Annotated in this window: 24 protein-coding genes; 14 read left to right on the plus strand and 10 right to left on the minus strand. The window is 52.5% G+C overall.

Going from position 1 to position 21,912, the window contains the following annotated elements; all coding sequences use genetic code 11:
- Positions 1 to 91 precede the first annotated feature (91 nt).
- Positions 92 to 664, plus strand: a complete 573-nt coding sequence (locus tag MIH18_RS03860) for a fasciclin domain-containing protein (RefSeq protein ID WP_249008498.1) — start codon at positions 92 to 94, stop codon at positions 662 to 664.
- A gap of 151 nt (positions 665 to 815) precedes the next feature.
- On the opposite strand, the gene MIH18_RS03865 is transcribed toward MIH18_RS03860, so the two are convergent.
- Positions 816 to 1,379, minus strand: a complete 564-nt coding sequence (locus MIH18_RS03865; RefSeq protein WP_249008497.1) for a ferritin-like domain-containing protein — start codon at positions 1,377 to 1,379, stop codon at positions 816 to 818.
- A 217-nt stretch (positions 1,380 to 1,596) separates the two neighbouring features.
- Between MIH18_RS03865 and MIH18_RS03870 the strand changes: the two genes are divergently transcribed.
- Positions 1,597 to 1,968, plus strand: coding sequence for a YajD family HNH nuclease (locus MIH18_RS03870; protein WP_249008496.1), 372 nt, complete (start codon positions 1,597 to 1,599; stop codon positions 1,966 to 1,968).
- 62 nt (positions 1,969 to 2,030) lie between these two features.
- On the opposite strand, the gene MIH18_RS03875 is transcribed toward MIH18_RS03870, so the two are convergent.
- Entirely contained in the window at positions 2,031 to 2,993 is a 963-nt protein-coding gene (locus tag MIH18_RS03875; RefSeq protein ID WP_249014594.1) for a c-type cytochrome, read from the minus strand.
- A complete protein-coding gene (locus tag MIH18_RS03880) occupies positions 2,990 to 3,685 on the minus strand; it encodes a c-type cytochrome (RefSeq protein ID WP_249013969.1) in 696 nt (231 codons plus the stop codon). Before MIH18_RS03880 ends, MIH18_RS03875 begins: the two co-directional genes overlap by 4 nt.
- 238 nt (positions 3,686 to 3,923) lie before the next feature.
- Between MIH18_RS03880 and MIH18_RS03885 the strand changes: the two genes are divergently transcribed.
- Positions 3,924 to 4,256 carry an SMR family transporter gene (locus tag MIH18_RS03885; protein ID WP_249008494.1) on the plus strand — a complete coding sequence of 111 codons (333 nt, stop codon included), beginning with the start codon at positions 3,924 to 3,926 and terminating at the stop codon, positions 4,254 to 4,256.
- A gap of 24 nt (positions 4,257 to 4,280) precedes the next feature.
- Here the strand turns inward: MIH18_RS03885 and MIH18_RS03890 are convergent, their stop codons facing one another.
- Both MIH18_RS03890 and MIH18_RS03895 read right to left on the minus strand, forming a co-directional pair.
- On the minus strand, positions 4,281 to 4,484 hold the full coding sequence (locus tag MIH18_RS03890; protein WP_249008493.1) for a hypothetical protein: 204 nt from the start codon (positions 4,482 to 4,484) through the stop codon (positions 4,281 to 4,283).
- A 35-nt stretch (positions 4,485 to 4,519) separates the two neighbouring features.
- The gene (locus MIH18_RS03895) at positions 4,520 to 4,975 is read right to left on the minus strand and encodes a CopD family protein (protein ID WP_249008492.1); all 456 of its coding nucleotides are present in this window, start codon (positions 4,973 to 4,975) and stop codon (positions 4,520 to 4,522) included.
- A 174-nt stretch (positions 4,976 to 5,149) separates the two neighbouring features.
- Between MIH18_RS03895 and MIH18_RS23915 the strand changes: the two genes are divergently transcribed.
- The 7 genes from MIH18_RS23915 (at position 5,150) to MIH18_RS03925 (ending at position 11,362) form a co-directional block, all read left to right on the plus strand.
- Positions 5,150 to 5,272, plus strand: coding sequence for a hypothetical protein (locus tag MIH18_RS23915; RefSeq protein ID WP_283164833.1), 123 nt, complete (start codon positions 5,150 to 5,152; stop codon positions 5,270 to 5,272).
- Positions 5,273 to 5,414: 142 nt separating this feature from the next.
- The gene (locus MIH18_RS03900) at positions 5,415 to 6,752 is read left to right on the plus strand and encodes a hypothetical protein (RefSeq protein ID WP_249008491.1); all 1,338 of its coding nucleotides are present in this window, start codon (positions 5,415 to 5,417) and stop codon (positions 6,750 to 6,752) included.
- Positions 6,710 to 7,051, plus strand: coding sequence for a DUF6537 domain-containing protein (locus MIH18_RS03905; RefSeq protein ID WP_349292897.1), 342 nt, complete (start codon positions 6,710 to 6,712; stop codon positions 7,049 to 7,051). Before MIH18_RS03900 ends, MIH18_RS03905 begins: the two co-directional genes overlap by 43 nt.
- Before the next feature lie 404 nt (positions 7,052 to 7,455).
- On the plus strand, positions 7,456 to 8,541 hold the full coding sequence (locus MIH18_RS03910) for an ice-binding family protein (RefSeq protein WP_249013970.1): 1,086 nt from the start codon (positions 7,456 to 7,458) through the stop codon (positions 8,539 to 8,541).
- 212 nt (positions 8,542 to 8,753) lie between these two features.
- Positions 8,754 to 9,827, plus strand: a complete 1,074-nt coding sequence (locus MIH18_RS03915) for a calcium/sodium antiporter (protein WP_249008488.1) — start codon at positions 8,754 to 8,756, stop codon at positions 9,825 to 9,827.
- Positions 9,828 to 10,048: 221 nt separating this feature from the next.
- Positions 10,049 to 10,363, plus strand: a complete 315-nt coding sequence (locus tag MIH18_RS03920; protein WP_249008487.1) for a high-potential iron-sulfur protein — start codon at positions 10,049 to 10,051, stop codon at positions 10,361 to 10,363.
- A gap of 138 nt (positions 10,364 to 10,501) precedes the next feature.
- Positions 10,502 to 11,362: an AraC family transcriptional regulator gene (locus MIH18_RS03925; protein ID WP_249013971.1), complete on the plus strand. Its 861-nt coding sequence runs from the start codon at positions 10,502 to 10,504 to the stop codon at positions 11,360 to 11,362.
- On the opposite strand, the gene MIH18_RS03930 is transcribed toward MIH18_RS03925, so the two are convergent.
- Positions 11,324 to 11,911, minus strand: coding sequence for a LysE family translocator (locus MIH18_RS03930; protein WP_249008965.1), 588 nt, complete (start codon positions 11,909 to 11,911; stop codon positions 11,324 to 11,326). The two genes, MIH18_RS03925 and MIH18_RS03930, sit on opposite strands and share 39 nt — an antisense overlap.
- A gap of 84 nt (positions 11,912 to 11,995) precedes the next feature.
- The gene (locus MIH18_RS03935; RefSeq protein WP_249013972.1) at positions 11,996 to 13,060 is read right to left on the minus strand and encodes a nitronate monooxygenase; all 1,065 of its coding nucleotides are present in this window, start codon (positions 13,058 to 13,060) and stop codon (positions 11,996 to 11,998) included.
- Positions 13,061 to 13,219: 159 nt separating this feature from the next.
- Here MIH18_RS03935 and MIH18_RS03940 point away from each other — a divergent pair, with 159 nt between their 5' ends.
- From MIH18_RS03940 to MIH18_RS03955, 4 genes are read left to right on the plus strand one after another with little or no spacing between them, the layout of a single operon-like run.
- Positions 13,220 to 13,828 (plus strand): TetR/AcrR family transcriptional regulator, encoded by a 609-nt coding sequence (locus tag MIH18_RS03940; protein ID WP_249013973.1) that lies wholly within the window; start codon positions 13,220 to 13,222, stop codon positions 13,826 to 13,828.
- The gene (locus MIH18_RS03945) at positions 13,825 to 14,976 is read left to right on the plus strand and encodes an efflux RND transporter periplasmic adaptor subunit (protein WP_249008483.1); all 1,152 of its coding nucleotides are present in this window, start codon (positions 13,825 to 13,827) and stop codon (positions 14,974 to 14,976) included. The genes MIH18_RS03940 and MIH18_RS03945 overlap by 4 nt, the downstream gene beginning before the upstream one ends.
- Positions 14,973 to 16,178 (plus strand): ABC transporter permease, encoded by a 1,206-nt coding sequence (locus tag MIH18_RS03950; protein WP_249013974.1) that lies wholly within the window; start codon positions 14,973 to 14,975, stop codon positions 16,176 to 16,178. Before MIH18_RS03945 ends, MIH18_RS03950 begins: the two co-directional genes overlap by 4 nt.
- Before the next feature lies 1 nt (position 16,179).
- The gene (locus tag MIH18_RS03955; RefSeq protein ID WP_249008481.1) at positions 16,180 to 16,890 is read left to right on the plus strand and encodes an ABC transporter ATP-binding protein; all 711 of its coding nucleotides are present in this window, start codon (positions 16,180 to 16,182) and stop codon (positions 16,888 to 16,890) included.
- A 133-nt stretch (positions 16,891 to 17,023) separates the two neighbouring features.
- Here the strand turns inward: MIH18_RS03955 and MIH18_RS03960 are convergent, their stop codons facing one another.
- The 3 genes from MIH18_RS03960 to MIH18_RS03970 all read right to left on the minus strand — a co-directional run bounded on the left by MIH18_RS03960 (position 17,024) and on the right by MIH18_RS03970 (position 21,899).
- The gene (locus MIH18_RS03960; RefSeq protein ID WP_249008480.1) at positions 17,024 to 17,218 is read right to left on the minus strand and encodes a CsbD family protein; all 195 of its coding nucleotides are present in this window, start codon (positions 17,216 to 17,218) and stop codon (positions 17,024 to 17,026) included.
- Positions 17,219 to 17,523: 305 nt separating this feature from the next.
- Positions 17,524 to 19,692: a catalase/peroxidase HPI gene (gene katG / locus MIH18_RS03965; RefSeq protein WP_249008479.1), complete on the minus strand. Its 2,169-nt coding sequence runs from the start codon at positions 19,690 to 19,692 to the stop codon at positions 17,524 to 17,526.
- A gap of 152 nt (positions 19,693 to 19,844) precedes the next feature.
- On the minus strand, positions 19,845 to 21,899 hold the full coding sequence (locus tag MIH18_RS03970; RefSeq protein WP_249013975.1) for a dehydrogenase: 2,055 nt from the start codon (positions 21,897 to 21,899) through the stop codon (positions 19,845 to 19,847).
- Positions 21,900 to 21,912 lie beyond the last annotated feature (13 nt).

The following is a 21,912-nucleotide window of genomic DNA, read 5'->3' on the forward strand; positions in this document are numbered from 1 at the left end:
ATCAATTTTATTTTTAAGCAGCTGCATCTAAACAAGACGTCGACGCGTTTTACCTATGTGTATTCAAACTGTAAACGCTGAGGAATAAATAATGAAAAACATAGGCAATCTGAAAACGTTGATGGCGTCCATGATCTTTGTCGCAGGCACCGGGCTGGCGGGTTATGCCGCTGCTGCCGGCAACCCCATGGTTGGTGGCGCTGAAATGTATCCCGACAAGACCGTTGTTGAGAACGCATCAAATGCTGCAAACCTAACGACGCTTGTTGCCGCTGTCAAAGCTGCGGGATTGGCCGAAACACTTTCCGGCAAAGGTCCGTTTACCGTATTTGCGCCAACAAACGCTGCTTTTGAAAAACTGCCTAAAGGCACTGTTGAAGAGCTGTTGAAGCCTGAGAACAAGGAAAAGCTTCAATCGATACTGACCTATCACGTGGTGCCAGCTAATGCGAGCTCAATGGCAGCCATGAAAATGGTAGAAGACGATGGTGGAATGCACCCCGCCCCAACGGTTCAGGGTGGAAAACTTAAGCTTACCACCAAAGGCGGCAAGCTGATGGTCGAAGATAGCCAGGGCAATGTGGCGACGGTTATTCAGGCCGACGTTGTACAGTCCAACGGTGTTGTGCACGTAATCGATACAGTGCTCATGCCGGGAATGTAATACTCTGCTATGAAGCTTTCTAAGCGGCCCCGCGGGGCCGTTTTTTTATGTTCAAAGATAAAGCTGGATAAAACCTGCAACGCAACAGCCATAGCCATAGCCGTAGCCGTAGCAATTCGTTTGATGTTGTTAATACACCAAAAACGGCACTTTAACCGCCGCTGCCCTGCATTTGATCCAACCCTTTGAGCAAACCCGCCATATCATCCGCGTGCTCTTCTTCCTGAGCCAGGATGTCTTCAATAATACGTCGGGACGTGGGATCTTTCTCCCCCAGATAACTCGCAATTTCGCGGTAACTGTCGATAGCAATACGTTCGGCGATCAAATCTTCTTTTATCATTTCCCGTAGAGTTTCGCCCTCGACGTATTCTGCGTGCGAGCGGCTTAGCAAGCCTTCAGGCGAAAAGTTCGGCGCTCCACCTAGCTGTACGATACGTTCAGCCAACCAATCCGCGTGTTGCTGCTCTTGTTGAGCGTGTTCCAGAAACTCTGCCTTGGCGATGCTCGCGCTCAAGCCGTCTGCCATGTAGTAGTGGCGTTTATAGCGCAGTACGCAAACAATTTCAGTAGCCAGGGCCGCGTTGAGCAGGTTGATGACGTTTTCACGATCTGCCATGTAGCCTTCGGTAACGGCGCCTTGTTCAATGTGCATGCGAGCGCGTTCGCGAATGATTTTGATATCGGTGAGAAATGGTTGATTAGCCACGGCCATACTCCTCTGTATTTTATCCAAACAAATTGAGACATTTGAAAACAATACGTAGGATTTACCGTACGCTCCCGGCCATGCATCAATTTGCGCCTGTATAATACGGTAGCTAAAGGTTGAGATGAGTTCAAACGGTGAAGCCATTATGCCGCCTAACCTTTCTGTAAGGTATCCTGACCCTCAAACACGAAAGCAAGCCTACCGCACCGAGGAAACACCCATGAGCCAGAACGTCGGCGACACAAGCAAACTTGACAAGATTCTGGCTGAGCAGCGTGAGTACATCGCGAAGCGCGAAGGCGGCTATCGCGAAAAATCCCTAAAAATGTACCCGTGGATATGCGGGCGCTGCACCCGAGAGTTTACCCGCGTCAATTTGCGAGAACTGACGGTGCATCATCGCGACCATGACCACGACAACAATCCCGCCGATGGCAGTAACTGGGAATTATTGTGCGTTTACTGCCACGACAACGAACACAGTAAATTTGAGGATTTCGTGCGCTACGGTGGCGGCGGTGAAAAAAGACGGGAGGCGGCTACGCACAATCCGTTTGCTGGCCTGAAAGAAGCGCTTGATAAGAAAAGCTAATAGCCGCAGCTCAAACCTAAGACAAAACGCCGTCAACTGTTGTGGTTGACGGCGTTTTGTCTTTACTGGCTGGCAACCCCAGGGTTTTCACCGTAGTTGTCGTGATCACCCAGGCGTTTGTCGTTTACGGACTTTCCGTAAAAGCCATCGTGGTTATGAAAGGTGCTTGCGGTTACATCCAGTGAGCTCTGCTGCCGGCGACGTGGGTCTTGAGGGCGTTCGTGACTGTTAACAAACGCTGCCACATCCCAAGCCTCCTGATCGCTCAGGGAGTTGGGCTTGCCCAGTGGCATGTTGGCTTTTATAAAGCCGGCTGCCGTATTCACCCGGTGCATGCCCGCGCCCCAGTTATAGGCGCCATCGCCCCACAAAGGTGGAAAAACAACCTGCCCTGCTACCTTTTGCCCTTCCCCGTTTTCACCATGGCATATGGCGCACTGCTCGATATAAACCGCAGCGCCACGTTCTCGGTCATGGCCACCTTCTGGCGTTTCAAGCTTGAGGTAACCACGGCCTGGCAGAGCCTGGTTAATAGGCGCGCCGGTTGATAACCAATGAAAATAGGTTTCCATGGCGACGAGAGTGGGGTCACCTTGCGCGGGCGCCACGCCGTTCATGGAATAGGTGATGCAGCCTTGAAGTCGCTCTGTCAGAGTATTCACTTTGTCGTTCTTGCTGCGATAGGCAGGGTACATACCGAATGCCGCCCACATCGGCGCAGCGCTGGCATGTCGCCCGGCATCCAGGTGGCAGTTAACGCAGTTTTGGCCATTGAACACATACTTGCCACGCAACTGCTGGGTGTTTACAAATAGATCACGTCCATAACGAACCATGTCGCCGTAGGGAGAGTCTGGAATATCCCGCTCTTGCGGTGGCTGAAACGTCGCCTCACCGGGGGGTGCGGCGGGTAATGGTTTCTGGTAATCCACTTTTGGCTCTGCGGCCTGAATGAATGCAGGTGCGGCAAAGACAAAAAAAGCACTACCAACTACGAGCAGGGACGATTTCCAAAGGCTCATCAGCGGCTCTCCTCTTGCTTGGACTGCGCAGCCAGTTGCTCAGGCAGAGTTGCATAATATTCGGTGACAGCACTGATCTGTTGTTCGCTCAGGCGCTGCGCAATACCCCTCATCAGGTGATTGGGATCATTATCACGACTGCCACTGCGCCAGGCATCCAATTGCGTTTTCAGATAACCGGCATGCTGGCCTAAAAGGGCCGGAAACGAACTCCCGACCCCCATACCGTTGGGGCCGTGGCATTGGTTACACGCTGGTATGTCGTTGTTCCAGTCACCCCGCATGGCCAGCCATTCGCCTTGATTATCTTCAGCAGGCGCTTGCTGGGTAATGGAAAAAACCATTGGCTTGAGACTCTGGTAATAGACTGTCACACTTTGGATGTCGTCTTCTGTCAGTGCCTTTGCAAAGGGCTGCATGATGGCGTTTTTTCGCAGTCCGCCAGCGTAATCGTGCAATTGCTTGCCCAAATATTCGGCATTAAGCCCGGCGATACTCGGAAAGCCGGCTGCGTCATTACCTTTCCCATCCGGGCCATGACAAGCCACACACGCCAAAGCGCCAGCACCATTGCCCTGAGTGGCAATGATTTTACCTCGATCCAGGTCACCCGCTGCAATCACAACACTTACATTCAGCGCACCGAAACCGAAGGTTGCGAGCAAAAATGAAGCCCCTCTCATCGTTTTCGTCATTGGTATACTCCGAGATTATTGGGGGTGCACCATAAGGCGCTGTTACTTGAACTCAGGGATAAACAAACCGTGATAGATTCAAATTTAGTGGAACAAAATGCCGCCCGAGTAATATAAGTATAACGTAAAACGCAAAGGCCGCTATTTTGAGCGAACGCTGATAATTGAGATAAGAATTCTTTTTTTCAGCCTCCGGCAAGGGGTCTTCCAATTCATTGTTTTTGACAAGAGTGTTTAGATGAAAAACTGGCTGTTTCTGGGCGTCGCTATTATTGCGGAAGTGATCGCAACTTCAAGCCTGAAGCCGAGCGAAGGCTTTACCAAAGTGCTCCCAAGCTTGATGGTGGTTATCGGATACGGCGTTGCATTCTATTTTCTGTCACTGACCCTGAAAACGATTCCTGTGGGCATAGCTTATGCCATCTGGTCTGGCTCAGGAATTGTTCTGATATCAATGATCGGCTGGTTGGCGCTTGGTCAGAAATTAGACATGGCGAGCGTGTTCGGCATGGGGCTGATTGTGGCTGGCGTTGTTGTTATTAACGTGTTTTCCAACGCAACTGCGCATTAAATTTTACAAATACGTTAGCCTCGATCAAATTTCAACGAATCTTGGAACCAGCATCAACCCGACACCCACCGCCACCAACGCAAGCGTGTCCGTCACCAGATAAGGGTATAGAACCAAAGCGATACCACAATATCGCGTTACGATATTCGATTGCTTGCGGCCGTAAATGAAATAGCCAACGCCAATGGAGCTGAAAATCAGCCCCAAAATCAGTTCTGTGGTATCCATTACAATGTCACTGTTCCCAGTTTTTTTGCCTCTGTTTACAGGTAGCGCCCGGCAGAACCGATAGCCACCACCACCAGGCCAATAATCAGATTAATGCCAACGAGCCGGCGAATTTTGCCGACCTGACGCCCGCCTTCTTGCGAGTCGCTGGCGGCAACGGCCAGTTTCAAACGGCGGAACGGGGCGAAGTAGAGGTGAAAAAACAACAACATCATGATCAGGCCTAGCGTCTGCATGGCATGTATGTGCCACCCTGCTCCTGCCATGCCACCAAATCCCTTGAAAATCATCCAGTACCCGGTGATCAGCAAGAGCACGATCGCCAACCAAACCCAACGGAAAAACCGCGTAAGCGTTTGACACCAAAGTTCACCACGCTGTCCCGCTTCAATCACCTCACCCACGGCCGGGCGCATCGCCATGTAGGCAAAAAACATACCGCCAACCCAAATAACGGCGGATAACGCATGCAACGCAATAGCCAGACCCATAACATTTTCCTTTGATGTAATTCGTACCTGAATTTACACGAACGGCCCGACAAACACGACCGGCACCCCCATATTCCTCAGTTTTAAGCACGTAACAGACGTCTATTTACCAACTCATCTGCTGAATTCTCTTCTATACTTTTGATCATAAAGTGAACAGAAGGAGAGGTTCGCATGCCTGCTGACAATTCTCAACATCGCCCCACTCAAGGCAAGCGCACCAAAACCGGCGGCCCGAAGCTCACAATTGCCAACTTGAAGACCACTACCTGTGAGAGTCCGGGCGAGTATTTCTGACCGAAACCCCGGCCTTGGTGCGCATACTTCTGACCCAGGCAGGGCTGGACCGCAAACTTGGGCTAAAAAGGCCGGTTTGGTAAGTGGCTATCGTGGTTCACCTCTAGCCGCAGTAGACGTTGCACTGTTGCAGGCTAAAACGTTGCTTGACGCAAACTGTATAGATTTTGTGCCCGCAATCAACGAGGATCTTGCGGCCACCATTATATTGGGTACCCAACAGGTGGAGACCGACGATGACCGCCTGGTGAATGGCGTGTTCATCAGCTTTTTCATGCCCACTCTTAATCCAGCCAACATTGCCGAGTATTTGGAGTTTGGCCTTTGGGGCTATGCCTTGTCGCGTTACAGCGGCTGCTGGGTTGGATTCAAAACGGTGCCCGAAACGGTGGAAAGTGCTGCTTCGGTGGAGCTGCCGCCACTGCCAGATTTTGTAACGCCGGATGATTTCACGCCGCCGGAGACCGGTCTTCATTATCGCTGGCCGGACCTTCCGGGGCCTCAGTTGCAAACCCGTATTGAACATAAACTGGCGGCTGTGCAAGCTTTTGCCCGAGCGAATCCTATCGACCGCTGCCTGTTTAACGAGCCAAACGCCCGGTTTGGAATAGTCACCACCGGAAAAAGACATCTGGATCTGCCGGAAGCGCTTGATCTGCTCGGCATTGATGAAACTCATGCCAAGGACATAGGGCTCGATATCTACAAAGTGGGCTTGGTTTGGCCACTTGAACGTAGCGGTATTCTCAAGTTTGTTCACGACAAGGAAGAAGTGCTTGTTGCCGAGGAAAAGCGCGGCATTATCGAAAGCCAGATCAAAGAAGCCATGTCGGAACCGGATCACCCCGGCGACGTTCTGATCACTGGTAAACAGGATGAGCTGGGCCGAAAACGCAAAATTGATCAGCCCTCTTGTAACAAAGATTTCTCCTGCGTGAATGGCTTTTGCCCAAGCTTTGCAACCATCGAGGGTGGCCAGCTGCGCAAATCTCGCGGTACAGACGCGGACTCTGTGCTTACGGGCAAACTTACTACTATTCCCGAGCCGGTTTTGCCTGCGCTGACCGGTTCCTACGATCTGTTGGTGGGTGGTGTGGGCGGCACAGGCGTTGTAACCGTGGGCCAGCTCATCACTATGGCAGCCCATCTTGAAGGCCTGGGTACCTCGGTGCGACTGAATGCCAATGGCATTGCTGAAAAGCTGATGGGAGACACCGTGTTTTCCAACGTGATGATGCTGGGCTTTGCCTGGCAGAGAGGGCTTTTGCCTCTGTCACAGGCCTCGTTGATAAAAGCCATTGAGCTGAATGGCGTCGCGATTGACCGCAATAAGGAAGCCTTTGGCTGGGGCCGCGTAGCCGCGACAGATTTGAAGGCTATTACCGACCTGCTGAACACCGGCGAGGCCCGGGCAGAGGACGTCAGTTCGACCCCTGGATGTTCCGGGCATTCGGGCTGTTGGCGAAGTTTCGGGTGCTGAGCGGCACCGCCCTTGACCCGTTCAGCTATTCTGCCGACCGGAAGATGGATCGCGCCCAACTGCAAGACTACGAGCAAATGGCACGCCGCGCAGTCAAGGAGTTGAATGCCAGCAACTACGACACTTTTTTGCAGTTAGCGGAGCTGCCGAGTGAAGTCCGGGGCTATGGCCCGGTTCGTGAGCAGGCCGCACACGCGATTCAGGAGAAACAGAGGCGGCTGACCGAAGCTTTGGATACGGGCCACGCAACATTGATTCGAACCAGGCAGGCTGACAGCAAAGAGACAGATCTAGTTTGAGGCGCTTTTTATTATGCTCAAGTAGCATTAATAGCCTATCTACATCTTCTTAGTGCCCCACAACGAACACACCTAATATCAAGAGGTATCTGCTCTTCTGCGATTACTCAAAATAGGGCGCAGGTAGAACTTTTGGTGGAGTAGCTATAACGACGCACAGTAATCAGATCCACCAAAATAACGTCAGCTTATTTTACAAATTCATTGGCGGTAAATCTGATATATAATGTACGATTATGATTTATAGTGATATTAAATATAATGGCATGATAAATGCATTAATCAAAATCAGAACCAAATAGGTGGAAATTCTACGAGTTTCAAAAAAGCATTAATCATTGCTTCTAGGTTTTTGGCTCACTTGCAGTGTTATTTTTCAATGGATATTATGAAAAAGGACCTCTATGAAACACACTAAATCACTACTCTTTATTTCGATCATCGCTGCGGCGTCTAGCGCACAAGCGATGCCCTTGTTAAATGCGGAGCTAAATAACCAGTCGATTTATGCCAATGTTTACGTAACAGTAGGTGCATTGGCAACCGCCGGTGGCAATATGCAGAGCCCCGGCGCGATATCAACAGGTGCGGGTTCAATTGCTGGCGGTAATATTGAGGCTGGAACCTTCGCATCTATCGGCGCCTCGGGAGCGGTCAAAGGCAATATTAAAAGTGGCACATACACAAGCGCTGGCGCAGGTGCCGGGCTCAGCGGCGACATTAAAACAGGAACGTACGCAAGCTTCGGCAATTCGGCCGTTGTCGCGGGCAATGTTGAGAGCGGAACGGATACAAGAATAGATCTTACCGCTACCGTAGTAATCACGAAGCAAGACCTTACGATGGAACCTGGGTATAGCGCTCCCAAAGTAATCATTCAGACGGAAAATATTGAGTCTGCCCAACAAACGCTCAAAGATCTCGGACAAGGGACGCAACTAGCCGTCGGTTTCGGGACAAATGACGAACTGCTCGGAGCTGGTCTCTACAGTGTCGCAGATTATCTAACGGTTGCTGCCGGCACAACCATCACCCTTGATGGCGGAGGTGTAGATTCCTCTTGGGTTTTCAACATCTCGAACTACATGACCTTTGGTGCGCTCGCAAATATAGAGCTTTTGAACGTAACTGATGAGAGCAGCATTATCTGGAATATCTTAGGCGACAAAACGGTCGGGGCCGGCGAAGGTTACACAACACTAGGCGCTGGAGCGAAATTCAGAGGCCTTGTTCTATCGAAAGGCTACATTTCCGCCGGGGACAGTGCTGTAATGTTAGGCGTAGGTGACTATTGTGGCGGCGCTTTTTCAGCGACAAATTATGTCACTTTAGGCGCAAATGCCACATTGGGAGCGGACGGTTGCAAAAACGGCGCAGCTACCGCTTACAATAATTTAGCCCGCCTACCCGAACCTTCAACAGCCTTATTGTTGGGTTTAGGTTTAGCTTTATTTGGCATCGCTAGACGAAAGAAAGCCCGCGTTCATTGAACCAAGTGTTGCACTTGGAGCTGAAGACCGCCGAGTGTTATTATCTTTAATATCCTGAATTAATGAGTCGTTAAGCAAGTATTATTTCTCGCTACACCGGCTTTAAAAGAAAAATAAATCTATGCAATTTTTCTGGCGTACCGAGCGTACACTCATGCCAGCTTAATGTTAATGCGCTTTGTGCGGTCATTAAGCAAACTTGCGAGAAACGTATGGCCTTTGTTCTCTTCAGTGCTGGGTTGGTTTTCTTGGTTTTAGGTGCCGAAGCTTTAGTCAGGGGTGCATCCCGTTTCGCACTGGGCTTCGGTATATCGCCATTAATTATCGGGTTGACCGTTGTCGCATTCGGCACCAGTTCGCCAGAACTTGCGGTCAGTGTTAAAGCGGCTCTATCGGGCCAATCGGGTGTTGCTGTCGGCAACGTCATCGGCAGCAATATCTTCAACGTTCTTTTTATACTCGGGCTTTCGGCGTTAATTGTGCCACTTGTTGTGTCGAAACAACTCCTGCGACTTGATGTGCCCGTCATGATCGCACTCTCGGTTATTGTTTTGCTTCTTTCGCTGGATGGCAGCGTCAGTCGCGCAGACGGCATAATGCTGGTAACCGGTCTCGGCGGCTATATTGGGGTGTTGATTTACCTGAGTCGCAAAGAAAGTCTCGAACGTGATAAAGAGGGCATTAATGAATCCAAAGGTCCGAAGCGCACAAGTAGTGACACGCTAAAAAATAGTCTCCTTATCCTCGGAGGTTTGACTTTATTGGTTGTCGGCTCACGCTGGCTGGTTGATGGCGCAGTCTCATTTGCTCAATATATGGGCGTCAGCGAACTTATTATCGGCCTTACAATTGTTGCGGCTGGAACATCCTTACCCGAGGTGGTTACCTCTCTCATTGCGGCTATTCGCGGTCAACGGGACATCGCCGTCGGCAATGTTATCGGTAGCAATATTTTTAACTTGATGGGTGTTCTGGGTGTTGCCAGCATTGTTGCGCCGTCTGGAATTGAGGTTCCACCCGCCGTTATTAGCTTTGATCTTCCCGTAATGATAGCCGTTGCGTTTGCCTGTTTGCCCATATTCTTCACAGGTGGCGGAATCAGCCGGCCAGAAGGCAGCCTTTTCTTGGGGTATTACGTGGTTTACACACTCTACCTCGTTCTGGCAACAACTCAACATGACGCTCTACCCGGATTTGGTGCAGTGGTACTTTATTTAGTAATACCACTTACCATCATTACGTTGACTATTAGCTCATTGCTAGAAATACGCAGGCGGAGCAAATAAAGGTAATGATAATTATTATTGAAACATATTGAGAATGCATCCCATTTAACAATCTGTTTAATTATCAACCTCTTTCTTATTTAAGAAACGAGTTGATCTGCATGAAGTGAAGATTTGAATGTTTTTTCAATTCGATCTATTCTCACTGTGAAACGTATAAAACATCGTGAAGATTAATAACTGGTTAATATTCCTAATTTAAACACATATAAGGAACTATCATGGCTGATCAGAGTCGTCGCAAGTTTATGCGCCACAGTTTGCTCGGTATGGCTGCTCTACCTCTTGGTATGGGCATATTATCACAGCGCGCTTTCGCCCAGAGCCTTCCACCGCTCGACCCAACAACCCCCCAAGCCAAAGGGTTGAATTACGTTAAAGTGGCCGAAGAAGCCGCCGGCCACCCGGCTTATGCGGCGGGTGAACACTGCGCAAATTGCAATTTCTTCCAAGAAGCCAACAACGGCTGTACATTGTTCCCGCAAAATAGCGTAGAGACCAACGGCTGGTGTCAGACTTGGGTCGCGAAGGCCTAATTGCCAACGTTTGAATGATGAAGTTTTAAAAAAACCGGTGACTGATTGTTTTCCCAAGAAAATAAATCGGCACCGGTTTTCTTTTAAAAAGCGTGAACGTGAAGTAAGTTACTTGAGCATTTCTCAGGATGACAAGCAATGATCGCTTCTTCATTTTCCCCGATTTTCTGGCGCGACGAACGCATGCCTCACGTAGAACTTCGTAAGGTCGCGGACGGGCGCCAGGCCTGCTATGCCCTCCACAGCCATCCACATTGGTCATTAGGTGCGATTACCAGCGGAGCAAGTACGTTTCGCTATCGCGACAACCATTTTCCTGTCAATGCCGGAGACCTGGTGACGATGAACCCGGAGTGGGCGCACGCGTGCAATCCAATAGATAACCGTCCCTGGTCATATTTAATGATGTATGTTGATACCCAGTGGTTAACAAATTTGCGATTCCAAGCGGGTTTACTCCCTACCCCAGCCTGGCAGGATCTACACACGGCTGTGCTATCCGATACCCGCTGGTTCGATCGTTACTGCCATCTCTCAGATTGCCTGTTGGATACCCAGTCTGCGGTGACAGACAAGCAGAAAGAATTAGAGACATTTCTATCAGGTCTCATGCACGAGCTAGCAACTCAGCCAATCAATCAGCAGCCGGCTACCGCAGTGGTTCTAACACAACTGGCACGCTATATAGATCAGCATGCGACGGAAGATGTTTCGCTGGAGACCCTATGCACCCTTTCAAGTTTAAGCGAGGGCCATTTGATCCGCTCCTTTAAACAGGCATTCGGTTTTACTCCCCATGCGTACCTAGTGAACCGACGCGTGCAACTCGGCCAGAGTGAGCTAAAACAAGGTACGCCCATTGCCGAGGCAGCCCTGAATGTAGGCTTTGCCGATCAGCCTCACTTTCAGCGTGCGTTCAAGCTACGAGTGGCCGCAACTCCAAACCAGTACCGTCTCGGTTCAGCCAACGACAAGGTACACGCAGCTGGCAGCAAGTAATAACGCCAGTGTGCGGTTGATGGTCATCAGGATGACGGGTTTTTGAACATATCGGCGCATGAATGCGCCGGCGTAAACCCAGCAAGCCAGTGACAACCAGCAGATTGGCAGGTAAAGAGCAGCAAACAGCAAGACCTGGCTCAGATCGTTTGCGTTAGTGAACGCCCCGATACCAGAAGCCGAGGCAAGCCAGGCTTTGGGGTTCAACCACTGCATCAAGGCGCCTGTCATGAAGCCCGGTGCCTTTTTGCTGCCAGCGTCTGGCAATTGACCGCTGTCCAGGGCTAACTTGATACTCAGATAAAGCAAAAATGCGATGCCTGCCCAGCGCAACATACTTTGCAGCCCCGGCACTATCGTCAGCAGTGAATAAAGTCCCAGCCCTACCGCAATGAAGAGCACGATAAAACTCAGCGTTGCACCGGTAACAAACGTTAAGCCGGTGGCAATCGGGTAGCGGGTACCACTGCTCAGGCACACAAGATTTACAGGCCCGGGTGAAATAGATGCCGCTAAGGCAAACGCGCACATGGGCAGAATCAAAGACATGGTCATACACTCTCCGGTCGAATCAGGAGCGGATTCTGACATGCCCGGCGGCATAGAATATTGAACAAAATTGAGGTAGATCTACTATTCGATGCGAGTTTCAGCCATCAGCACGCTCATCAACTCCGCCGCTGGCAGTTCACGCGCCAACGGCGCTCCCTGCCCCGCCCATTGTGCGGCAAATTCGTTGTTTCCCAGTTTGGACGCGGCTCCACTGAGCCGTTTAGCCGCATCGTAAGCCAGCGGATAATCCGCGGGAAACGGGCTGCCGTCTGCTTCGCCAAATGTAATCAATCGATTAACCATCCCCCGTGCCGGCCGGCCGGATAGGACATCCGTCAATCGTGTCTGCGATGCTCGTTGGCTTTTCAAATTTTCGCGATAGGCGCTATTCGCCGCAGATTCGGGGCACAGAACAAAGGCTGTTCCAAGCTGGGCGGCTACGGCGCCAAGGTTCAGCACCGAGTTGACGGCATGGCCGTCCATAATGCCGCCCGCCGCAATGATGGGAAGTGTGGTTTTTGCCGCGAGCAACCGCACGAGCACCAGTGTGCTCATGCACTCATCTGTTACCTCTGGGTGAAACATGCCCCTGTGCCCGCCAGCTTCAATACCTTGGGCAACAATGGCGTCTATTCCCGCTTGTTCAATCAGCGTGGCGTCGTAAAGATTCGTCGCCGTCGCCATGGTGTAAATGCCAGCCTCGCGCAAACAGGCAATGCGGTCGGCTGCGGGTATGCCGAAATGAAAACTGACGACCGCCGGGCGCAGCTCAAGCAGCATCTCGAATTGTTCATCGTCGACAAGGAATGATGTGTAAATTTCGTCGAGCTGATCAGGCGTATCTAGCCCGGCTTCGCTGAACAGTGGAGCAAGATAGGCAAGCCACGCATTTTCCCTATCAAGATCACGCGTTGCAGGGGCGTGGCAAAAAACGTTCACATTGAACGGCTGTCCGGTTAGCCGGCGCGTCTGTTCAATCATGTTTCGGGCCTGATCAAGAGTGCTCGCGCCAATCCCCAGCGAACCAAGCCCGCCTGCGTTCGACACCGCAGCGGCCAACTCCGGCGTAGATACCCCAGCCATCGGTGCCTGAATAATCGGGAAGCGAATGCCCAGTTTTTCAATAAAATCCGAAGTCGCGTGCATTAATAATCCTTAAAAACCAATGCTAGTGTGTTGTTGGGCCTGCCCATCTTTCGTGAGCGTTCAGTATCCTTTTTTTGAGTCCCGGTGTCGTTAGTTGCGGGTTCAATTTCCCTCAACTAAGATAGTAACCAATTACTATCTTAGTTGAGGGAAATTACCGTGAATAATCGCCCCAATCACCTTCCAGCCAATGAACGGCGTGCCGTCATAGTCGATTCTGTGCTTCAGCTTGCCGGTTCAAAAAATCCCAGCGAGATTACAACGGCTGCGATCGCCAAGCACATGAATCTGACCCAGGGGGCTTTGTTTCGGCACTTTCCGAATAAGGAGGCCATCTGGCGAGCCGTTATGGAGTGGGTGGCAGAACGTCTTCTTACACGAATCGATCGCTCCATAGAAGGAATCGAATCGCCTTTAGCAGCCATGGAGGCAATCTTCATGAGCCACGCCGAATTCGTCGCCGAGCACCCTGGCGTACCTCGTATGATTTTTGGCGAGCTTCAACGCGCCGAACCCACGCCGGCCAAGCGGATGGTACAGGCCTTGCTCAAGAGCTACGCAGAACGCCTGCATGGGCTGATCGAGAAAGGTAAGTCCAATGGTGAGCTGATACCTTCACTGGATAACGAAGCTGCGGCCTTGCTGTTTATTGGCACGATTCAGGGCTTGGTTATGCAATCGCTGCTGACGGGCAATATCGAACGTATTCGCCAGGAAGCACCGCGGGTGTTTGCGATTTATCGGCGTGGTATTGGGAGTGACTTATGAAAGGCCTGCCTTTACACGGCCGCACCTTAGCCATGCTGGCGGTTATCGTTCCGTTAGTGGTGTTGTTTATTTACGTTGGTCTGCGCTCCGGGCCCTTGGCGCCGGTTGCTGTGACGGTGGTAACCGTTGAGTCACGGGCAGTTGCACCCGGGCTATTCGGTATAGGCACCATTGAGGCGCGCTACACCTACAAAATTGGGCCCACGTTCGCCGGGCGTATTGAAAGCCTGGATGTGCAAGTGGGCGACCTGGTTCAGTCGGGGCAAATACTTGGCGAGATGAACCCTGTCGATCTTGATGATCGGGTACGCTCGCAGGAATCCGCATACCGGAGCGCACAAGCCGCGTTGCGTGAAGCACAAGCACGACAGGCCTTCGCAAAGACTCAAGCACGCCGCTATGAGCAGCTGTTCGCCGTGCGCTCAACAAGCGAGGAGGTTCTAACCACTAAGCAACAAGAGCTAAGAATCACCGAGGCTGCTCTGGCAGGCGCTCAAGAAGATCTCGCCCGGGTGCGCTCAGACCGTGAAGGACTGGTGGCGCAGCGCAACAATTTACGGCTGATTGCTCCGGTCGATGGCGTGGTCGCCGTGCGCTATGCCGACCCAGGCACGACAATCGTCGCCGGCCAAGCAGTGGTGGAAATTATCGATCCCGAAAGTCTTTGGGTCAACGTTCGCTTCGATCAGATCAGCGCATTGGGACTGGCCGGCGGGCTGCCAGCTCACATCGCTTTGCGCTCGCGCGGCGGGCATTCGCTGGAAGGTCGTGTGTTGCGCGTTGAGCTCAAAGCCGATGCAGTGACCGAAGAAATGCTCGCCAAGGTGGTGTTCGATACCATTCCCGAACCTTTGCCACCCATCGGCGAATTGGCCGAAGTTACGGTGGACCTCCCGGCTTTACCAACCACGCCGACCATTTCCAACGCTGCGGTAAGGCGCGATGGCAACACCGTCGGTGTTTGGCAAATTGCAGGCGACGATTTGCATTTTACCCCCGTCACTCTTGGCGCCTCCAGCCTTGATGGTTGGGTGCAGGTTGCTGAAGGCATCAACGATGGCGATCAAATCGTGCTCTACAGCGAAAAAGCGTTAACGTCCCACAGTCGCATCAATGTGGTTGACCGCATTCCAGGGGCGGCTAAGTGATCAGCCTGGCCGGCCGCGACATTCTTCACTCCTGGGGCAAGTTCGTGTTCACCGGCATTGGCTTGGGCCTGCTGATTGGTGTGACGCTCACCATGGCCGGGGTTTACCGGGGCATGGTAGACGACGGCAGAGCCCTACTCGACAACAGCGGCGCTGACATCTGGGTGGTACAAAAGGACACGCTCGGGCCTTACGCGGAACCGTCTAGCGTGAACGACGACATTTACCGCACCCTTCTGGCCATGCCGGGCGTGGCCCAAGCTGCGAACGTGACCTACCTGACCATGCAGGTACAAAAGGGCGATAGCGATGTGCGCACCATGGTTGTTGGCATCGCGCCCGGCGAGCTGGGTGTCACCCCCGGGTGGCCACTCTACCTGGTCGCGGGCCGCCAGATCACCCGCGGACACTATGAAGCCGTGGCCGATATCGCCAGCGGGTTCAAACTGGGTGAGCGCCTGGCTATTCGCCGCAACTTCTACACCGTTGTGGGACTTACCCGGCGAATGGTGTCAACAAACGGCGACCCAATGATATTCGTACCGCTCAAAGACGCCCAGGAAGCTCAGTTTCTGAAGGACAACGACGCCATCTGGCAAAGCCGGCGGCGCACGGAAGCTAACCCGGCATTCAACCGGCCCAGCGTTCCCGGTCTGCTAGACGCCATAATTGCGTCACAGAGCACCAACGCGTTCGTCAACGCCGTGTTGGTGACCCTAAAACCCGGCCAGGTGCCAGACGAAGTCGCGGAGTCTATCCGCCGTTGGAAGCGTCTGACCGTCTACACCCGTGCCCAGATGGAAGGCATTTTGGTTGGCAAGTTGATCGCTACCTCGGCTAAGCAGATTGGCATGTTTCTGGTGATTCTTGCGGTCGTTAGCGCGGCCATTGTAGCGTTCATTATTTACACCCTGACCATGGATAAAATTCGCGAAATCGCGGTACTGAAACTGATTGGCACCAAGAATCGCACCATCGCCGCGATGATCATGCAGCAGGCCCTGGCGCTGGGCGTCATCGGCTTCGTGGTAGGCAAGATTACAGCCACTTTCGCTGCGCCTATATTCCCCAAGTATGTGTTATTGATGCCGTTGGATTCCGTCATCGGTTTTTTCGCCGTGATGTTGATCTGTGTGCTGGCCAGCATTGTCGCTATTCGCATGGCGCTCAAGGTAGACCCAGCCGAAGCCATCGGAGGATGAAATGAAGGGAAAAGGCATTCGTATTGAAGGCGTAAGCAAGCGCTATGGCGAGGGTGACACGGCCGTCGACGCTTTAAAACACGTGGACATGCAGGTTGCGCCAGGAGAAGTTGTGGGCCTGATCGGGCCTTCAGGCTCTGGCAAAAGTACTTTGCTCAAATGTCTGGGCGCAGTGATTGACCCAACTGCGGGACGCATGACTCTGGGTGATCAGGTTATCTTTGACGACGGCTGGAAAGTGCGTGACCTGCGCGCTCTGCGACGGGACAAAATTGGCTTTGTATTCCAGGCGCCGTATCTGATTCCGTTTCTTGACGTGACCGATAACGTAGCACTGCTGCCGATGTTGCGGGGTATTCCCAATGGCGAGGCCCGTTCCAAGGCTTTGGAACTGCTCACGGCGCTGGATGTGCAACACCGTGCCAGCGCCATGCCTTCACAGCTCTCCGGTGGCGAGCAGCAGCGGGTAGCCATTGCACGGGGCTTGGTCAACCGGCCGCCGGTAATATTGGCCGACGAACCGACCGCACCGCTCGACAGTGAGCGTGCTATGGCCGTTATTCGCATTCTCAACCACATGGCGCGAAAGTACGAAACAGCGATTATCGTTGTGACGCACGATGAAAAAATTATTCCAACGTTCAAACGCATTTATCACATCCGCGACGGAGTGACTCAAGAGGAAGCGGGTGAAGGGCGGGGATTCGAATAAAGGCTTTGGGGAATACGTTCGAGGCGCTCGTGTAAAACATTCACTTTAGATTGAAAAAATCGATACCTGCACCTAATGTATGAAACATTACAATGCAGGCATCGATTTAAGCGATGATCAAAACCGCAAATTCTTAAGAGTTATGTAACTTATCCCACTCTTTTTCGGCATCCTCCTTGCTCATGCCGTATTTTTCTTGAACTTTGCCCAAGAAGTGATCTTTACGGCCACCAATCTCGTCTACTTCATCGTCAGTCAGTTTGCCCCAGGTCTCACGAACCGTGCCTTTGAGTTGTTTCCATTTACCTTCAGCGATGTCTTTATTCATAGCAACCTCCAAGTTTGATGAGTCTTCACTAAGCTCTTGGTTAAAATCAATATTAGACTTTCGATTCGACAGTGCGATAAATCAAACCATAGTGCAGGGTAGAAACCTGATGCCAAAAAAAACTCTGCGCTAAGTCACTATCTAAGTTCGCATAAGCGCTAAAATTTAACAATGATTACGGCGTTGCGATTAATTCATAATATATTCATGTTCACATGAAGCACGCTGATCTAAAAAGAGTCATTTTTAATAAAAAAAGGGCGCTTCAACTCTCGTTGAAGCGCCCTTTTAAATACCATTCACACTTACGCGATATCAAACCGGTCAGCGTTCATGACTTTGGCCCAGACGGTCACAAAGTCGTGCGCAAAGCGCTCTTTGTTGTCGTCCTGAGCATACAGTTCTGCGTAGGAACGCAGGATCGAGTTGGAACCAAACACCAGGTCTACTCGGGTAGCAGTCCACTTCACCGCGTCTGTTTTGCGATCGCGAATCTCGTAGGAGTTTTTACCGGTCGGTTTCCAGCTGTTTCCCATGTCGGTCAAGTTCACAAAAAAGTCGTTGGTCAGTTGCCCTTCCCTGTTAGTGAATACGCCGTGCTTGCTGCCACCGTGGTTGGTGCCAAGCACACGCATGCCGCCTAATAGCACCGTCATCTCCGGCGCTGTAAGGCCCATCAACTGAGCACGATCCAACAACAGTTTTTCCGGGGTAACCGTGTAATCTTTTTTGACCCAGTTACGGAAACCATCGTGAATGGGCTCCAGCGGCTCAAAAGATTCCACATCGGTCATCTCGTCGGTGGCATCGCCGCGGCCGGCTGAGAATGGCACATTGACGCTGACACCTGCGGCTTTGGCCGCCTGCTCTACGCCAATATTACCCGCCAGCACAATCACATCCGCCACACTTGCACCTGTGTCTGCGGCAATAGCTTCCAGCACGGTTAACACTTGAGCCAGGCGTTCGGGTTCGTTGCCTTCCCAGTTTTTCTGGGGGGCCAGACGGATTCGAGCTCCGTTAGCACCGCCACGCATATCCGAGCCGCGGTAGGTACGGGCACTGTCCCAAGCGGTATTGATCATGTCGGTAGCGTTCAAGCCACTGGCAGCAATCTTTGCTTTAACTGCTTCTACGTTATAACCGGTATTGCCGGCGGGGATCGGGTCTTGCCAGATCAATTCTTCCTGAGGTACTTCCGGACCAACGTAGCGCACTTTTGGTCCAAGGTCGCGATGAGTCAGTTTGAACCAGGCGCGGGCAAACACGTCTTCAAAGTAGGCCTGATCACTAGCGAATCTCTCAGAGATTTTGCGGTACGCAGGGTCCATTTTCATGGCCATGTCGGCGTCAGTCATGATCGGGTTGCGACGCACGGATGGGTTCTCCGCATCCACCGGCTTGTCTTCTTCTTTCATGTCCACAGGTTCCCACTGCCAAGCGCCAGCCGGGCTCTTGGTCAGTTCCCACTCGTGGTTCATGAGCAGCTTGAAATAGCCGTCGTCCCATTGGGTAGGATTGGTGGTCCAGGCACCTTCAAGGCCACTGGTAACCGTGTGGTTGCCCACAGTACCGGTCTTTTTATTCCAGCCCAGGCCTTGCTCTTCCACTTCGGCGCCTTCCGGTGCTTCGCCCAGATTTGCGGGGTCGCCATTACCGTGGCATTTACCCACGGTGTGACCGCCAGCGGTCAACGCGACGGTTTCTTCGTCGTTCATGGCCATGCGTTTAAAGGTTTCGCGCACGTCGCGGGCAGTTGCAAGCGGGTCCGGGTTGCCGTCAACGCCCTCGGGGTTCACGTAGATCAAGCCCATCATCACCGAGGCTAGCGGGTTTTCCATATCGCGATCACCACTGTAACGGCTCTTTTCGTTGTCACTGGTAGCCAGCCACTCGTTTTCCGCGCCCCAGTAGATGTCTTCTTCCGGGTGCCAGATGTCTTCACGGCCAAAAGCGAAGCCAAAGGTTTTGAAGCCCATGGATTCATAAGCCACATTACCCGCCAACAAAATCAGGTCAGCCCAGCTCAGCTTGTTGCCGTACTTCCGCTTTATGGGCCACAGCAGGCGGCGGGCTTTGTCGAGGTTGCCGTTATCCGGCCAGGAGTTCAGCGGAGCGAAACGCTGGTTGCCAGTGCCTGCGCCACCGCGGCCATCGCCAACGCGGTAGGAACCGGCTGCGTGCCACGCCAGACGAATCATCAGGCCGCCGTAATGGCCCCAATCCGCCGGCCACCAATCCTGGCTGTCGGTCATCAAGTCGGTCAGGTCTTTTTTAAGAGCATCAACATCCAGCTTTTTCAGCTCTTCACGATAGTTAACAGCGGCACCCAACGGCTTGGTTTTGCTATCGTGCTGATTAAGGATGGCCAAGTTAAGGGCGCTTGGCCACCACTTCATGTTGCTGTCGCCGGATGTGGTGTTTCCACCGTGCATTACCGGGCATTTACCTGCAGTAGGGCTATTATCAGCCATGTTTTTCTCCACTATTTTCGGGGAACGTTGGCTTCACTCAAAGACAGAGTCGCAATTATGATTTGCTTCTGTGCTGTAGCGTAACGTGACTGTAAGGCAGTAGACTAACATTAAGATAATTTTCTTTGACTACTGTAGCTGTTAGCTTTTGACTATGACCGTGAAGCCGCATCAACGTGTTCCGCCAGCAAACGCACACGCGCAAAATCTTCTTCAGTGAACACGCCGTTCACACCGGAAATAGCGGCCAGCGTCATGCCGTGTTTCAGACCTAGTTTATAAATCTCCCGCACCTTCTCCCATTCAATGTTACGGCCAAGGGTAAAATTCTCGAATCGCCCTTCCAGCGCCAACACCATAGTTTCCGCCAGGCAGGCGTAGGCAATGCCTTTGGGTAAGCCTATATCTTTCATACGGACGTTGCCGGGCAACAAGATTTCACCCGATTCGATCACCAACACATCAGGCCGTTTGGCAACGTCTTCCGCTGAAATGTCCAAAGGTCGGGCCACGTCGGTAATCACGCAGCCAGGTTTTACCTGCATGATGTCCAGCACCCGCTTACCCGCGCCAGAGGTAGCCGTCACAATCATGTCCATCTGCGCCAGATCACGATCGGCTGCGCCAGCCACGTGCACGATGGCGCCCGGGGTTTCCTGTTCAATAGCGGCTTTTAACGCCAGCAGTTTTGCCGGTTCCGGTGCCGCCAGATAAATCTCGTCCACGGCTTTTGCCAGCAGTCGCGCGCACACAGAGCCAATGGCACCGGTGGCTCCAACCACCATGGCTTTGCCCTGCATTTTACCGTTATCGCCTATTTTGGCGCGGCCAATCTTCTTCACGGCTTCGTGGGCAGCCCACAAGGCACCAGAAGCACTGTAACTGTTGCCGGTGGTGATGGGCAGCGGCGCTCGCTTGGCGACGGTAATACCGGCGTCGCCCACCACTTTGGTAAACGCACCCAGGCCCATGATTTGCGCGCCCAGCTTTTTCGCCAGTTCGGCGGCAGCCAACAGGCGGCTGTAAGTAAATTCGGGATCGTGGGCCATAATTTCTTTTGGCGTGCCGCCCACGGTAATAAGATAGCCTTCCACTTCATCGCCGGTGGGCGACTTCAAACCGGAAATTTCAGAATAGATAAACGGTGGCGCATAGGCCACGGCTTTTTCGATCAGGTTCATCACCGATTTTGGTGCTACCGCGGCAATCAGGTCAAGCGGTGGGGTTTTGGTCAGGTACTGCTGTGACAGGGGATGAATCACAAACGCCATGCGGTTAATGCGGCGATAGCCGTCGGGGTAAAGAATGCGTGGTTCTATGCCCAGGGTCTGAATAACGTCCAGATAATCATCTGGCCCCAGTTGACGTGGCGTCCGTGAAAGAGCCGCGCTGATCATCGCATCCATCACGTTCACGCCCACCGGGCGGCCTTCCAGCCACGGGCTGTAGTCCACCACCATAGCCACACCGCGGGAGCGCATCCAATCCAGACCAGATTCCGACACCCGCGAGGTAATCACGGTTTTACCGTCCAGCTGTTCACGGGTGAACGGCGCCAGGTCGCCCATATTGCCAACAATGACGTGGGCTTTTTTTACCGCCGACTGCAAGCTCATTTGTAAGCGTTTTTCCCCCATGCGATACAGTGGGCTGCCCAACAGCGCTTCCACAATTTTTACAGCGCTTGGGGTCGTGGCCAAAGGCGCCGTCAGCGCAACATAGCGTTCAAGCTGCGCCAGAGACGTCAGAAAACCGGGTACGCCGTATTCAAGGTAAGGGTCGGCAAACTGGAAGTTTTCGGTGTGCTCGCTCAAAGCGCGGGCGATGCGATAGCTGGCTTTGCCATTCAGGCACAGTACCCGGGCGTTATCAAAAAAATGCCCCAGGCTCGCCTGGGTTCGGCGCACCGCCCATTCCTGCAGTATGCCCCGCAGGCCAACGCCCGTTGTTACTGATGTGTTTGGCACACAGGCTTGCAACTGCGCAGTTTGCGCGTTTTTCAGGCGTTCGCGGCCGACCTGATAGTGGTCATGGACCATGCTCAGACCAATCGCGTCTACTTCCAAGGCCCGCAGAATCTGCTCTGCCCGCTGCTGATTAGCATCGGTGCCGGTTCGAATCACCCGGAACGATTGCCCCAGAAAGTGAGTTTGCACATCGTAATCGTGTTCACTGGAGCCCAGACTTACACTAACCACGGTTTTCATGGCGGGCGATCCT

Origin of the sequence: Marinobacter sp. M3C, from assembly GCF_023311895.1 — a bacterium.
Taxonomy (GTDB): domain Bacteria; phylum Pseudomonadota; class Gammaproteobacteria; order Pseudomonadales; family Oleiphilaceae; genus Marinobacter.

Coding starts and splice junctions, on each gene's coding strand:
- MIH18_RS03860 (WP_249008498.1), top strand. CDS start 92: ATGAAAAACATAGGCAATCTGAAAACGTTGATGGCGTCCATGATCTTT.
- MIH18_RS03865 (WP_249008497.1), bottom strand. CDS start 1,379: ATGGCCGTGGCTAATCAACCATTTCTCACCGATATCAAAATCATTCGC.
- MIH18_RS03870 (WP_249008496.1), top strand. CDS start 1,597: ATGAGCCAGAACGTCGGCGACACAAGCAAACTTGACAAGATTCTGGCT.
- MIH18_RS03880 (WP_249013969.1), bottom strand. CDS start 3,685: ATGACGAAAACGATGAGAGGGGCTTCATTTTTGCTCGCAACCTTCGGT.
- MIH18_RS03885 (WP_249008494.1), top strand. CDS start 3,924: ATGAAAAACTGGCTGTTTCTGGGCGTCGCTATTATTGCGGAAGTGATC.
- MIH18_RS03890 (WP_249008493.1), bottom strand. CDS start 4,484: ATGGATACCACAGAACTGATTTTGGGGCTGATTTTCAGCTCCATTGGC.
- MIH18_RS03895 (WP_249008492.1), bottom strand. CDS start 4,975: ATGGGTCTGGCTATTGCGTTGCATGCGTTATCCGCCGTTATTTGGGTT.
- MIH18_RS23915 (WP_283164833.1), top strand. CDS start 5,150: ATGCCTGCTGACAATTCTCAACATCGCCCCACTCAAGGCAAGCGCACC.
- MIH18_RS03905 (WP_349292897.1), top strand. CDS start 6,710: ATGTTCCGGGCATTCGGGCTGTTGGCGAAGTTTCGGGTGCTGAGCGGC.
- MIH18_RS03910 (WP_249013970.1), top strand. CDS start 7,456: ATGAAACACACTAAATCACTACTCTTTATTTCGATCATCGCTGCGGCG.
- MIH18_RS03915 (WP_249008488.1), top strand. CDS start 8,754: ATGGCCTTTGTTCTCTTCAGTGCTGGGTTGGTTTTCTTGGTTTTAGGT.
- MIH18_RS03920 (WP_249008487.1), top strand. CDS start 10,049: ATGGCTGATCAGAGTCGTCGCAAGTTTATGCGCCACAGTTTGCTCGGT.
- MIH18_RS03925 (WP_249013971.1), top strand. CDS start 10,502: ATGATCGCTTCTTCATTTTCCCCGATTTTCTGGCGCGACGAACGCATG.
- MIH18_RS03930 (WP_249008965.1), bottom strand. CDS start 11,911: ATGTCTTTGATTCTGCCCATGTGCGCGTTTGCCTTAGCGGCATCTATT.
- MIH18_RS03935 (WP_249013972.1), bottom strand. CDS start 13,060: ATGCACGCGACTTCGGATTTTATTGAAAAACTGGGCATTCGCTTCCCG.
- MIH18_RS03945 (WP_249008483.1), top strand. CDS start 13,825: ATGAAAGGCCTGCCTTTACACGGCCGCACCTTAGCCATGCTGGCGGTT.
- MIH18_RS03955 (WP_249008481.1), top strand. CDS start 16,180: ATGAAGGGAAAAGGCATTCGTATTGAAGGCGTAAGCAAGCGCTATGGC.
- MIH18_RS03960 (WP_249008480.1), bottom strand. CDS start 17,218: ATGAATAAAGACATCGCTGAAGGTAAATGGAAACAACTCAAAGGCACG.
- katG (WP_249008479.1), bottom strand. CDS start 19,692: ATGGCTGATAATAGCCCTACTGCAGGTAAATGCCCGGTAATGCACGGT.
- MIH18_RS03970 (WP_249013975.1), bottom strand. CDS start 21,899: ATGAAAACCGTGGTTAGTGTAAGTCTGGGCTCCAGTGAACACGATTAC.